Source organism: Alteromonas alvinellae (assembly GCF_902705805.1).
In genome coordinates, this window is sequence record NZ_CACSIH010000008.1 from 16,891 (window position 1) to 29,889 (window position 12,999).

Below are 12,999 nucleotides of genomic sequence, written 5' to 3' on the forward strand. Positions count from 1 at the left end.
GAGTTAGCACTTTGAATAACTCCTTTGTAACAGAATTAAAAGAAGAATGAGATATGCAACAACAGGTCGTAGATAAAGCTGACAGCGTACGTGCAGGCGAAGAGCTAGACGTCAGCGCTGTACACAATTGGCTTAAGGAAAATATTAGTGCTTCCAGTCCATCATTGAAGGCCATGATACAAAGTAGCGATAGTTTGCCTCAAGTCACCCAGTATTCTGGGGGCGCTTCTAATTGGACGTACTGCTTGGACTATCAAGGCAGTAAACAAAACCAGAGCGAAAAAACGTCGTTAATTTTGCGTCGGGCACCAGCAGGTACTAAGGCAAAAGGGGCCCACGATATGGGGCGGGAGTTTCGATTACAGCATGCGTTAAAGCCTGTTTATCGCTATGTGCCAGAGATGCTTGGACTTTGTGAAGACGAGAGCGTTATAGGCACAGAGTTTTATGTAATGGAGAAGTTTACCGGCGTGATACCACGTAAGAACTTACCCAAAGGCTTAAACACGTCTGAGCAGCAAACCAAACAGCTCTGCACTAATGTACTTGATAGCTTAATCGAGCTTCATAAAGTGGATTATAAGAAAGCGGGGCTTGAGCACTTAGGTAAAGGTGCTGGCTACATAGAACGCCAAATAAGCGGGTGGGGCGAACGCTATAGTAAAGCAAAAACCTGGAATGTCCCCTCGGGTAAAAAAATAATGCGCTGGCTAGAAAACCACATGCCCGCTAATGAACGCATTTGTATTACCCACAATGACTTCCGATTCGACAACGTGGTGTTAAAGCCAGATAACTATACGCAAATTATCGGTGTGTTGGACTGGGAACTGGCGACCTTAGGCGACCCGCTTATGGACTTGGGTAATACCTTGGCGTATTGGGTACAAGCGGATGATGACTTTTTGGCCCAATCAACACGCCGCCAGCCTACTCATTTACCCGGTATGCTAACTCGAAAGCAGGTGGTTGCGTACTACTGCAAAGAGATGGAAATAGATGTAGATGATTTTACCTTTTACGAGGTATACGGGCTTTTCCGTTTAGCCGGTATTGCCCAGCAAATTTACTATCGATACCACCACAAGCAAACCAATAATCCAGCGTTTAAAAACTTTTGGATCTTCATTCATTACTTAATGTGGCGTTGTAATAAGGCCATAAAAGCATCAGGAAAACGATAATGACAACAAGACGCAATATTCTGATCACAGGCGCGAGTTCAGGTCTAGGCAAGGGAATGGCGATTGAGTTTGCCAAACAGGGGTGTAACTTAGCCCTATGCGCAAGACGCTTTGAGAATTTAGAAAAATTGAAAGACGAATTGCATTCAATTAACCCAAACATTGATGTGTATATTCGCTCGCTGGATGTCAATGATCACGATGCGGTTTTTGAAGTATTCGACGCATTCAAAGCCGACATGGGGACCCTTGATAGAGTCATTGTGAACGCAGGAATGGGCAAGGGTGCGTCTATTGGAACAGGGTATTTCCACGCTAATAAGCAAACGGCGGTGACTAACTTTGTGTCGGCGCTAGCACAATGTGAAGCGGCAATGGCTATCTTTAGGGCGCAAAATAGTGGTCATCTTGTGACGATTTCATCTATAAGCGCGGTGCGCGGCTTTAGGCGCGCCATGACTGTATACGCAGCAACAAAAGCAGGGCTTACATCAATGACCGAAGGCATTCGAATGGATGTAATGAATACGCCGATTAACGTCACCTGTATTCACCCCGGTTTTATTCGCAGCGAAATAAACGAAAAGGTGGAAAAAGTACCGTTTATTGTTGATACAGATGTGGGCTGTCGCGCGATGGTCAATGCAATCAACAAGGAAAAAGCGAATGCGTTTGTACCAAGCTGGCCGTGGGCCATCCTTCACTGGATCATGCGTATTGCACCGGCAAGCTCAATAAGGAAGATGAGCTGATAAGCGGATAGCTGGGGGAGGAACACACCGCAAAGACTTTTTATCTAGTGACAAAGCTCGCCTAGTGGTGGGCTTTATGCCTTTAAGTCTAAATTTGAAATCAGTAACCCATGCTAATTAGCGTCGATTACAGATACAAAAAAAGCGCCGAAGGGCGCTTTTTTAACTACTAATCGTAAAGATTAACCTAGTGCTTTGATTTGTGCAGCTAGACGGCTCTTATGACGAGCAGCTTTGTTCTTGTGAATCAAGCCTTTAGTAGCCATTCTGTCAAGTACTGGAGTAGCAGCAGTAAGTGCAGCTTGTGCCGCTTCTTTGTCACCGCTTGCAATTGCAGCGATAACTTTCTTGATGCTTGTACGAGTCATTGAACGACGGCTAGCGTTGTGCTGACGACGCTTTTCGGCTTGGATTGCACGCTTCTTAGCAGACTTAATGTTAGCCAAGGTGTAACTCCCAAAATAAATTCATGTCAAAAACGAGGGTGCGGATTGTGCCTACCAAACGCCCAAATGTCAAACGATTTAAAACTTAAATCGTTCCGCGTTAAAACGCGCAAGCTATTGAACACAAAGTATGCTCAACACGTTGCACATTCTTTGCGACATTTCTCTGCGACATTTTTTGAAAGAGATTCGTGGTGATATTCTTTCAAGACATTTTAGCGATAGACATGCATAAACGACAGCACCCCATACCGGGCGCGGATTATAACAAGAAAGTTGTTAAAGATGCACAACTATTTTGAAGAAATCGTTTCGCCTGCGATAGCCTTTAGTTATTATGGCTCGCTTGCAACCCAGCGTTGCCACTTTGCGGTTAGCAGACGCCTTTGACTATCTTTCAATTGGCTGATGCTATTCAGCCTATTCTTTATCTCTTATTGGAAGTGTGACGTGTCACGGAAGTTAATAAAATCTGGTCTTATCGTCAGTATTATGACCCTGGTCTCGCGAGTATTAGGCCTGGTACGTGATGTTGTTGTTGCCAAGCTTATGGGCGATGGGGCAGCCGCTGACGTATTTTTCTTTGCTAACAAAATTCCTAATTTTCTTCGTCGTCTATTCGCTGAAGGCGCATTTGCGCAAGCGTTTATTCCAGTATTAACCGAAGTGCACGAGAACGACGATAAAAAGCAGCTTAGAGAGTTCGTTGCAAAAGTCAGCGGTACATTAGGCGCCATTGTTTTTGTGGTTTCTATTATAGGAGTAATAGCATCTCCTGTTTTGGCCGCTTTATTCGGAACAGGGTGGTTCGTGGCGTGGCTGGAAGGAGACGAGGCGGGAGATAAGTTTGTGCTCGCCTCGACCATGTTAAAAATTACCTTTCCTTATTTAGCGTTTATCTCTCTGACTGGGTTGGCAGGGGCGATACTCAATACGCTCAATAAGTTTGCGGTTGCTGCCTTCACCCCTGTTTTACTTAACGTATGCATTATTGCATGCGCAATATACTTAGCTCCTACGCTGGAGCAACCCGCATACGCGCTAGCGTGGGGCGTGTTTATCGGCGGTATTGTACAGTTCTTGTTTCAACTACCGTTTTTGTTCAAGGCAGGGCTTTTGGTAAAGCCAAAGTGGGGCTGGCATGACGAAAACGTGGTAAAAGTGCGCACTTTAATGATCCCTGCCTTGTTCGGTGTGTCAGTAGGGCAAATCAATTTGTTGTTTGATACCTTCATCGCCAGCTTTTTAGTTACCGGCTCAATAAGCTGGTTGTACTATTCTGACAGGCTGCTTGAATTTCCCTTAGGACTGTTCGGTATCGCTATCGCTACGGTCATTTTACCTACGCTTTCCCGAAACCACGTCAGTAATAACCCCAAAGCGTTTGCTGCGAATATCGATTGGGCGTTTCGCATGGTGTGTTTATTGGGCATTCCTGCGGCAGTGGGACTTGGCGTGATGGCAAGGCCTATTCTGACCGTTATTTTTCAGCGCGGCGCGTTTACCGCAGAAACCGCCATTATGGCGTCTTACTCGCTTACCGCGTACTCGTTTGGTTTGCTCAGCTTTATGCTGGTAAAAATTCTCGCTCCAGGATTTTACTCCCGCCAAGACACCAAGACGCCAGTGAAATTTGGTATTTGGTGTATGGTCGCAAACATGGTGTTTAACCTTATTTTAGCGATTCCGTTTGGTTATGTAGGGCTTGCTGTCGCTACCAGTATGTCAGCTACGCTTAACGCCGCGTTGCTTTATATTACGCTACATAGACAAGGTGTATTTGCGTTAAGCCGCACGTCGGTTCTGTTTATTGCCCGTGTGGTTATTGCAAGTGCAGCCATGGGCGGGCTTATTTATTATCGCGATAAAGGCTTAGGTTTCTTTGAATTGTCTCTTTCCGCCCAAATGTTAGAGGTAGGAATAACCATTTCGCTGTCGGTTATATTGTTCGTTAGCACCATGGTGGTGCTGGGCATGCGACCCAGGCATTTCAGAAGCGGCGGCGATTAGTATTCAATAGATGCGAAATAGAGCATGGAGTCAGAATGGCCCGTGTGCTTGGTATTGTGCTCGCGGTCGGCTATAATCGCGAGCTTTGATTTTCTAGCAGTTAAAAGGTAGTGGCTAACAGTGGAATTTATCCGCGGGCTAAACAATGTAAAACCGCACCATAAAGGGTGTGTGCTCACTATTGGCAAGTTCGACGGCGTACACCGTGGTCATCAAGCTGTGTTGGCTAACGTGCTTGAAAAAGCGAAATCGCTATCACTTCCTGCCACCGTAATGGTGTTCGAACCGCAGCCTGAAGAAGTCTTTATGCCTGATAAAGCACCAGCGCGTATAAGCCCTCTTCGCGAAAAGTACGAGTTGCTGCGACAACAAGGTGTCGACAGGCTGCTTGCTGTGCGATTTAACGCGGAGTTTGCTAAGCAAAGTGCCGATACCTTCGTCCACGATTTACTGGTGGACAAACTGGGTGTTAAATTTCTTGTTGTTGGCGACGATTTCCGTTTTGGCAATGGCCGCAAAGGGGATTTCGAAATGCTTGAGGCGGCAGGTCGCCAATACGGTTTCGAAGTAGTAAGCACCCATAGCTTTACCATGCATGCCCATCGAATAAGCTCTACCGCGGTGCGAGAAGCGTTGGCTGACAGCGACTTTGGTCTGTCTACTGAAATGCTAGGGCGCCCGTTTGCTATTCACGGTAGGGTGGTTCACGGCGAGAAAAAAGGTCGCACCATTGGTTTTCCCACCGCGAATGTCATGCTAAAACGCCAAAAAACGCCAATTCACGGCGTGTTCGCAGTGCGTGTCGACGTAGATGGAAAACACTATAACGGCGTTGCGAACATTGGTACCCGTCCTACTGTTAACGGGGTAAGAAACCAGTTAGAAGTCCATATTTTTGATTTGTCATCTGACCTTTACGGTAAGCCCATTACGGTGTTTCCGATGGCAAAAATAAGAGATGAAATTAAATTTGATTCTTTTGAGGCGTTGAAAGATCAAATTCAAGCAGATGCAGCACAAGCGCGTCTGTTATTAGCATAGTTAAACGTGATAAAGTCACGAAAAGTTTTTGCGCGTATCAGTTTTATTGAGCTCGATTTTTTTTAAACGTGGATCCTTGTTCGCGAAACGCGTAAGTAAGTCACTGTGCTAGAACATATAACGTCAGCCTTGCGCTAGTAAGAACGACAGACAGTTTTACGTTGAACCTTTTACATTCAGCGTTTTAATTTGAACATCGCAAAATGAATATCGCCTTCACAATGTGTTAGTGCATTGGGTGAAAATTAAGGTAACCGGATAATACAATTTTATGAGTGATTACAAAGCCACACTGAACCTTCCAGAAACTGCGTTCCCGATGCGCGGTAACCTTGCTCAGCGCGAGCCGAAAATGCTTAAAGACTGGCAGGAAAAAGGGGTATACAGCAAAATTCGTGAAGCGAAAAAAGGCAAAAAGCCATTTATTCTTCACGATGGCCCTCCTTATGCGAATGGCGATATTCACATTGGTCACGCGGTTAACAAAATTCTTAAAGACATTATTGTAAAGTCGAAAAACCTTTCTGATTTCGATTCTCCGTACGTTCCTGGGTGGGACTGTCACGGTTTGCCAATTGAATTGATGGTAGAAAAGAAAGTTGGTAAGCCAGGTAAGAAAGTTACTGCTGCCGAATTTCGTCAAAAGTGTCGCGAGTATGCGCAAAAGCAAATTGACGGCCAAATGGCTGACTTTAAACGCTTAGGTGTGTTTGGTGAATGGGATAACCCATACAAAACCATGGACTTCAAATCTGAAGCCGACATCATTCGCGCGCTAAGCAAAATTGTAGACTCGGGTCACTTAGAAAAGGGCTTCAAGCCTGTTCACTGGTGTACAGATTGTGGTTCGGCACTTGCTGAAGCAGAAGTTGAATACAAAGACAAAGTATCACCTGCTATCGACGTTAAGTTCCCAGTAGCTGATGTGGCTGCTATCGCAGAAGCGTTTGGTGTGTCTGAAGGTGATTTAACCACACACAAAGCAGGTGTAGTTATTTGGACTACCACACCGTGGACACTGCCGGCCAACCGTGCAATCAGCTTACACCCAGAGCTTACCTATGCGATTGTTGAAGTTCAACCTTCAAATGAATGGCTAGTGGTAGCGCAGGACCTGCTTGAAAGCTGCATGAACCGTTACGGCGTTGAAGATTTCCGTGAAGTGGCAACCTGTACTGGTGCTGCGCTTGATAAGCTTAAAGTTAATCACCCATTCTTAGACCTTGAAGTTCCGTTAATTCTAGGCGACCACGTTACTACTGAGTCTGGTACAGGTTGTGTACACACAGCGCCAGCCCATGGTGTTGACGACTTTAACGTGGGCAAGCAATACGATATCGAAGTGTACAATCCGGTAGGCAACAATGGCGTGTACCTTGAAAACACACCGCTGTTTGCAGGCCAGTTTGTTTTTAAAGCCAACGATGAAATTATCGAAACGGTTAAAGAGAAGGGTAACCTTGTCCTAAACGTAAAATACGAGCACAGCTACCCGCATTGCTGGCGCCACAAAACGCCAATCATTTTCCGCGCTACGCCTCAGTGGTTTGTAAGCATGGATAAAAAAGGCCTTCGCGCTGAATCACTTGAACAAATTAAGCAAACCAAATGGATCCCAGACTGGGGCCAAAACCGCATTGAGAAGATGGTTGAAGGTCGTCCAGACTGGTGTATCTCTCGTCAACGTACGTGGGGCGTACCTATTCCTTTGTATGTGCACAAACTTACTGGTGAAATCCACCCAGAGTCTGCGGCGTTAATGGAAAAGGTGGCACTGGAAGTTGAAGCTAAAGGCATTCAAGCGTGGTGGGATCTTGACGATGCTGCTCTACTTGGTGGCGAATTAGACAACTATGAAAAAGTGACCGATACCCTAGACGTCTGGTTTGACTCAGGCGTGACGCATTACTTCGTTGTCGACCGTCGCGATGACATTCCGGCCTCTGCCGATTTATACCTTGAAGGTTCTGACCAGCATCGCGGTTGGTTTATGTCTTCGCTTATGTCATCAACTGCCATGCACGGTCACGCGCCTTATAAAGAAGTGCTAACACACGGCTTTACGGTAGATGCCCACGGCAGAAAAATGTCTAAGTCGGTAGGTAACGTTGTGGCACCTCAGGAAGTGACTAACAAATTAGGCGCAGACATCCTTCGTCTATGGGTGGCATCTACTGATTATCGCGGTGAAATTGCGGTATCGGATGAAATTTTAAAGCGTGCTGCAGATGGCTATCGCCGCGTACGTAACACCGCACGTTTCTTGCTTGCGAACCTGAATGGTTTCGCTGTTGAAGATGCGGTTGCAGAAGAAGATATGGTCGCGCTAGACCGCTGGATTGTTGCTCGTGCTAAGTCACTGCAAGAAGAGCTTATCGAAGCGTATGACAACTACGACTTGCTGGTAGTGTCACAGAAGCTTACGCACTTCTGTTCAATCGAGCTGGGCTCATTCTACTTAGACGTGATTAAAGACCGCCAGTACACCGCTAAAGCAGATGGGCTAGCCCGTCGCTCGTGCCAAACGGCCATGTATCATATCATCGAAGCACTGGTTCGCTGGATGGCGCCTATTACCAGCTTTACTGCACAAGAGATTTGGGAAACGTTACCAGGCGAGCGCAGTGAGTTTGTATTTACTGAAACCTGGTACGAAGGTTTTAACAACTTCACGCAAAGCGATACGTTTAATGATGCCCTATGGCATCAAGTGCTAAGCGTAAAAGACGCGGCAAACCAAGCGATGGAACAGGCGCGTAAAGATGGCGAGCTAGGTGGCTCTCTAGAAGCGAGCATTTCGCTTTATGCTACCGAGTCGTTGTACAATGTACTTGCAAAGCTTGAAGACGAGCTACGTTTCGTACTCATTACATCAGGCGTTTCGCTAACTAAGGTTGACAGTGCACCGTCTGAAGCAAAAGCCACAGACGTTGAAGGTCTATGGTTGAGCGTTAATAAAGCAAGCGGTGAAAAGTGCGTACGCTGCTGGCATCACCGTGAAGATGTAGGCTCACATGAAGGTCACGAAGAACTGTGTGGTCGCTGTGTGACAAACATTGACGGTGATGGAGAAGAACGCCACTATGCTTAAGCTTTTTCGCGAAACTGGCTTGCGTTTCTTATGGATAAGCGCGATTGCGTTTATCCTCGACCAATGGAGTAAGTATACGGTTATCGATAGCATGTCACTGTATCAGTCGATACAGGTACTGCCGTTTTTTAACTTTACTTACGTGCACAATTACGGCGCCGCATTTAGCTTTCTAGAAAGCGCAGGTGGCTGGCAGCGCTGGTTCTTCACTGCCATTGCTGTCGTGGTAAGTGTAGTGATTTTGTGGTGGCTGAAGCAGTCACCCCGTTCGCAAAAAATGCTGCCGATTGCATTTTCCTTTATTCTAGGCGGCGCCTTGGGTAACGTTTACGACCGATTAGTCCACGGTTATGTCATCGACTTTTTAGATTTTTACGTAAACAATTACCACTGGCCTGCGTTTAACATTGCTGACAGCGCAATATTTATCGGCGCGGCTTTGCTGATTATCGACATGTTTAAGAATGGCGATAAAAAAAGTGAAGGGAACGGTGCAGATGCGAACGCAAGTGCCGCAGGCAATAGCGAAACCATTAAGTAGTATTCGGAAAAGTTATGACAGATTCATTAGTAATTGGCGCTGATAGCGAAGTTATTCTTCATTTTGATTTAAAGCTAGAAGATGGCTCTGCCGCCGACAGCACTCGCGTAAACAATAAGCCTGCTAAAATGGTAATGGGTGACGGTAGCTTAACGCCTAACTTTGAAGCGTGTTTACTTGGGCTTAAAAAAGGTGATAAAAAAGCGTTTACGTTAGCGGCGAATGACGCATTCGGTGAGCCTAATCCGAACAATATTCACTATATGGATAGAAGTCGTTTTGGCGCTGATTTAAAGATTGAAGAAGGCATGATTTTAGCGTTTGCTCAACCAGACGGTTCGGAAATTCCGGGTATTATTCGAAGCGCTGCTGGAGACTCTGTAACGGTAGACTTCAACCATCCGCTAGCAGGGCAAACGGTAATCTTTGACGTTGAAATTATTGATGTTAAACCTGGCGTGTCAGCACAAGGTGGAAACTAGTTATGCAAATTCATTTAGCTAACCCTCGTGGCTTCTGTGCCGGCGTTGATAGAGCTATCACCATCGTTGAACGCGCGCTCGAAATGTTTGAGCCGCCCATTTATGTGCGCCACGAAGTGGTACACAATAAATTTGTGGTAGATGGGCTACGTGAGCGTGGGGCGTTATTTGTGGATGAACTTCACGAAGTACCAGACGACAGCATAGTAATATTTTCTGCCCATGGTGTATCGCAAGCGGTAAGAAAAGAAGCAGAAAGTCGAGGTCTTAAGGTGTTTGACGCCACGTGCCCCTTAGTGACGAAAGTACATATGGAAGTTACCCGCGCTAGCAAAACAGGTACTGAATGTATCTTGATTGGTCATGCTGGTCACCCAGAAGTTGAGGGTACCATGGGCCAGTACAGCAATGCAGAAGGCGGAATTTATCTGGTTGAATCTGAAGCGGATGTGGCAACGCTTGAAGTTAAAGATCCGACCAACCTTTATTACTGTAGCCAAACTACGCTGTCTGTTGATGATACCGCCGATGTTATTGATGCACTTCGCGCTAAGTTCCCCAAAATCAATGGTCCGAGAAAAGACGACATTTGCTATGCCACGCAGAATCGCCAAGACGCGGTGCGCGACCTAGCCCAAGATTGTCAGGTTTTACTGGTTGTTGGTGCACAGAATAGCTCGAACTCGAACCGTCTTCGCGAGTTGGCCGAAAAAATTGGCGCAAAAGCGTATTTGATTGCTGACGCTAATTGCATTCAAGAGGAATGGCTAGAAGGTGTAGAGCATATTGGCGTTACTGCAGGCGCGTCTGCACCGGAAGTGTTAGTGCAAGGTGTGGTAAACAAGCTTAAAGCGTGGGGCGCTGTTTCAGCGTCTGAGCGTGCTGGACGCGAAGAGAACGTGGAATTTGCTGTTCCAAAAGAGCTGCGCGTTAAACAAGTCGGTTAATTTAGCCACAATATTACAATACATAAACACCGCACTTCGTTGCGGTGTTTTTTTATGCTTTTGTCTACTGGAAATTCAACGGCTTACGAATAGATAATAATACCTTAAATCAAAAGAGCTTTTAGCCAATTGCAAATTTAGTGCGAGGGAAGCGGCGTCATCTTAGTAATAGTTTTCGCGGACGCGAAGCCTCAAAATCCTTATAGGGTAACCGGCGGTTTCGCAAGACAGATTGTTTTAAATACGCTACTGAACGGTTATTCCTGTGCTATGTTTGATCAAGTTACGCTTAGGTTCACAACCAATTTGCCAAACAAAATATAGCTAAAAATTATACGTTTTGATAACCAATGATACCCAGTGTAATACGCTTTTGTCTTACTATACTAAATTGGTGATAGCACCCATTCTTATATTTTGAATTTGGCAAAGGCGATGAAAGTTAAAAAGGTGGCGGTAAACCAAGTGAAAGGAAGCACGCTTTGCACGCAACACGGTGTGGGTCTCATAGAGATCTTAATTACTCTGTTTATATTAGCGGTAGGTTTGCTAGGTGTCGCTGCGCTTCAATTTACCGGCTCTTTTGCTAACAAAGACGCTATCAGCAGGACGCAGGCTGAAATGGTCGCTGCACAAGTGGCAGAGCGATTAAGGGCTGCTGCTCGTCCAGCAACCGTTGGTGACGGCATGGTAGCGAATAACGACTACTTTTCGAACACTACTTACAATTTCTCAGGTCTTAGTTGTGCTAGCGCTGCTCAACCTTATTACGGCTGCTGTCTAACAAGACCCGCTGATATCCCCAATTGTGAAGGGCAATCTTGTACCGAAATTCAAATGGCCAAATACGACGGCTGGGCATTATCATGCTCTGCGGTACAAACCAATCCACAAACCACAGTGTCTGTATCTTGTGCTGATAATAATACCGCTGATACGTACAGCTGCAGTCCAGGCTCCCGAGTGGAGGTTTTGCTTATGTGGCCAGTATCGTCGTCTGGTAATCAGCAATATCAGCTGAACTCTCGCTGCAATAAAGCCGAAGGCGACAGCAATGCTTGTGTTTTTAAGGACATCACGCTATGAAGGCCCTAAATCAACGTAAACAGGTTGGTTTTTCCCTTGTAGAATTAATGATTACTTTGACGTTAGGTCTAATTATCTCTGGGGCAGTGATTCAGGTATTGGTTAGCTCAAGTGTAACAAACAAGCTGAACCAAGCTGTGGCGCAAGTTCAAGAGTCTGGGCGTTTTATTATGGCGCGTTTGTCTGCAGAGTTTTACGAAGTCGGCCGCTATGACCAAATTGTTGCAAATGTTGATACCTCTGTTGATATTGTCGCTGAAGCTGCTTATGTCGAAAATCATCCTATTGCCATAGCTGGTGACTTCCCCACGAAAACTACATTAGGAAGCGTACAAACGGGAAGCGGAGGCAGCGACAAACTCGTTGTCAGCCTATTAAATAACGAAGATTGTACAGGAAACTCGCATGGCTATGCAGGCCGAGAGTTTCACGTAGTTAATCATTATTTTGTCAGTGGCAACACGCTTAAATGTACGGGATACGATGGGCGTGTCCTTCTTGGCCTTAAATCGCAATCCGCTGCTCCCATCACTATCACTTTGTTAGACAATGTAGAAAGCTTTCAAGTGCAATTTGGAGTGTCAGACGTAATCACGAGTTCAAATGGTCAAGCCGTGACTTATGTAACAGCTGACGATATCGATAATTTAAGAGCCCTTAATCAACAAGTGGTGTCGTTACGCTGGGCTATTATGCTTAAAAGTTATCAGAATGAAGTGAGACAGAGTCAGACGCAAAAGTATGCGCTCTTAAATGAAGCATCGGTAACAATGGGAACCGCTCATTATTATCAAGTGTTTACAAAGACTTTAGCGCTGAGAAATATGAAAAATTTTGTCAGGAGTTCGCGATGAAACAGCAAGGCTTAGTTATGGTGTTTGCATTGCTTGTTTTACTGTCGATAACGGTTTTAGGCGTCAGTGCGGTAACAAGTAGTTTGTCCCAATCTAAAATGGCCGTGTCTATGCAGCAAAGCGGTTTAGCATTTGACGCCGCTGAGTCGGCAATTGCAGGCGTATTCTTCGAGTCAGAAGATGAGTCCTTGCTGACTGATCCGGCAAAAACTGACCCCCTCTCTGAAGCCAGACAAGGCAATATATTTGACCCTGACGTGGATACTATGAGCTGTTTCGACGATGACCAGTGGACTGATAGGTTCATGACAGAAGGGGGGTTAGTGGTGGGAAACAGGCATATTACGGATGGTACTTACCAAAGTGCGGCTTCTTCAAAAAGCTGGTCGCGGACGGCGTTTATTCGTGAACAAGCTTGCCGGGGTTCAAGCAACGTGATTGGTGGAAGTAATATTAACTGCCACGTATTTATTATTAGAGGCTGCGGAAAAGTTTCGGGTAAGTCCACAGTGGTTGCTAACAGCTTGGCTGCATCTGTTTTTGGCCCGGCTTCACAATAGGTATT

General features: G+C 45.8%; 12 protein-coding genes. 11 read left to right on the forward strand and 1 reads right to left on the reverse strand.

Features of this window, described 5'->3' with window-relative positions; translation table 11 throughout:
* Positions 1 to 53 precede the first annotated feature (53 nt).
* Both ACX5KA_RS00105 and ACX5KA_RS00110 read left to right on the forward strand, forming a co-directional pair.
* Positions 54 to 1,184, forward strand: a complete 1,131-nt coding sequence (locus tag ACX5KA_RS00105) for a phosphotransferase family protein (protein ID WP_458730166.1) — start codon at positions 54 to 56, stop codon at positions 1,182 to 1,184.
* Positions 1,184 to 1,936, forward strand: coding sequence for an SDR family oxidoreductase (locus ACX5KA_RS00110; protein WP_039216949.1), 753 nt, complete (start codon positions 1,184 to 1,186; stop codon positions 1,934 to 1,936). The genes ACX5KA_RS00105 and ACX5KA_RS00110 overlap by 1 nt, the downstream gene beginning before the upstream one ends.
* A gap of 182 nt (positions 1,937 to 2,118) precedes the next feature.
* Here ACX5KA_RS00110 and rpsT read toward each other — a convergent pair whose 3' ends face one another.
* Complete coding sequence (gene rpsT / locus ACX5KA_RS00115) at positions 2,119 to 2,382, reverse strand: 30S ribosomal protein S20 (protein ID WP_014950134.1); 264 nt, start codon at positions 2,380 to 2,382, stop codon at positions 2,119 to 2,121.
* Between the two features lie 450 nt (positions 2,383 to 2,832).
* On the opposite strand from rpsT, the gene murJ reads away from it, so the two are divergent.
* The 9 genes from murJ (at position 2,833) to ACX5KA_RS00160 (ending at position 12,994) form a co-directional block, all read left to right on the forward strand.
* Positions 2,833 to 4,392: a murein biosynthesis integral membrane protein MurJ gene (gene murJ / locus ACX5KA_RS00120; protein ID WP_458730167.1), complete on the forward strand. Its 1,560-nt coding sequence runs from the start codon at positions 2,833 to 2,835 to the stop codon at positions 4,390 to 4,392.
* A 120-nt stretch (positions 4,393 to 4,512) separates the two neighbouring features.
* Positions 4,513 to 5,433 carry a bifunctional riboflavin kinase/FAD synthetase gene (gene ribF, locus ACX5KA_RS00125; protein ID WP_014950132.1) on the forward strand — a complete coding sequence of 307 codons (921 nt, stop codon included), beginning with the start codon at positions 4,513 to 4,515 and terminating at the stop codon, positions 5,431 to 5,433.
* A 271-nt stretch (positions 5,434 to 5,704) separates the two neighbouring features.
* Positions 5,705 to 8,524 (forward strand): isoleucine--tRNA ligase, encoded by a 2,820-nt coding sequence (gene ileS, locus ACX5KA_RS00130; protein WP_458730168.1) that lies wholly within the window; start codon positions 5,705 to 5,707, stop codon positions 8,522 to 8,524.
* Complete coding sequence (lspA, locus tag ACX5KA_RS00135; RefSeq protein ID WP_039216955.1) at positions 8,517 to 9,065, forward strand: signal peptidase II; 549 nt, start codon at positions 8,517 to 8,519, stop codon at positions 9,063 to 9,065. The genes ileS and lspA overlap by 8 nt, the downstream gene beginning before the upstream one ends.
* A 14-nt stretch (positions 9,066 to 9,079) precedes the next feature.
* Entirely contained in the window at positions 9,080 to 9,547 is a 468-nt protein-coding gene (gene fkpB, locus ACX5KA_RS00140) for an FKBP-type peptidyl-prolyl cis-trans isomerase (RefSeq protein ID WP_014999018.1), read from the forward strand.
* Between the two features lie 2 nt (positions 9,548 to 9,549).
* The gene (ispH, locus tag ACX5KA_RS00145) at positions 9,550 to 10,494 is read left to right on the forward strand and encodes a 4-hydroxy-3-methylbut-2-enyl diphosphate reductase (protein WP_039216958.1); all 945 of its coding nucleotides are present in this window, start codon (positions 9,550 to 9,552) and stop codon (positions 10,492 to 10,494) included.
* Positions 10,495 to 10,929: 435 nt separating this feature from the next.
* Positions 10,930 to 11,580 carry a type IV pilus modification protein PilV gene (gene pilV / locus ACX5KA_RS00150; RefSeq protein ID WP_052235388.1) on the forward strand — a complete coding sequence of 217 codons (651 nt, stop codon included), beginning with the start codon at positions 10,930 to 10,932 and terminating at the stop codon, positions 11,578 to 11,580.
* Entirely contained in the window at positions 11,577 to 12,434 is an 858-nt protein-coding gene (locus tag ACX5KA_RS00155) for a PilW family protein (RefSeq protein ID WP_039216962.1), read from the forward strand. The genes pilV and ACX5KA_RS00155 overlap by 4 nt, the downstream gene beginning before the upstream one ends.
* Complete coding sequence (locus tag ACX5KA_RS00160) at positions 12,431 to 12,994, forward strand: pilus assembly PilX family protein (protein ID WP_039216966.1); 564 nt, start codon at positions 12,431 to 12,433, stop codon at positions 12,992 to 12,994. Before ACX5KA_RS00155 ends, ACX5KA_RS00160 begins: the two co-directional genes overlap by 4 nt.
* Positions 12,995 to 12,999: the final 5 nt, after the last annotated feature.

Bases quoted from the DNA above. Each gene is read 5' to 3' on its own strand.
- fkpB (WP_014999018.1), top strand. From the start codon at position 9,080: ATGACAGATTCATTAGTAATTGGCGCTGATAGCGAAGTTATTCTTCAT.
- ACX5KA_RS00110 (WP_039216949.1), top strand. From the start codon at position 1,184: ATGACAACAAGACGCAATATTCTGATCACAGGCGCGAGTTCAGGTCTA.
- ACX5KA_RS00155 (WP_039216962.1), top strand. From the start codon at position 11,577: ATGAAGGCCCTAAATCAACGTAAACAGGTTGGTTTTTCCCTTGTAGAA.
- ispH (WP_039216958.1), top strand. From the start codon at position 9,550: ATGCAAATTCATTTAGCTAACCCTCGTGGCTTCTGTGCCGGCGTTGAT.
- ACX5KA_RS00105 (WP_458730166.1), top strand. From the start codon at position 54: ATGCAACAACAGGTCGTAGATAAAGCTGACAGCGTACGTGCAGGCGAA.
- ileS (WP_458730168.1), top strand. From the start codon at position 5,705: ATGAGTGATTACAAAGCCACACTGAACCTTCCAGAAACTGCGTTCCCG.
- lspA (WP_039216955.1), top strand. From the start codon at position 8,517: ATGCTTAAGCTTTTTCGCGAAACTGGCTTGCGTTTCTTATGGATAAGC.
- pilV (WP_052235388.1), top strand. From the start codon at position 10,930: ATGAAAGTTAAAAAGGTGGCGGTAAACCAAGTGAAAGGAAGCACGCTT.
- ACX5KA_RS00160 (WP_039216966.1), top strand. From the start codon at position 12,431: ATGAAACAGCAAGGCTTAGTTATGGTGTTTGCATTGCTTGTTTTACTG.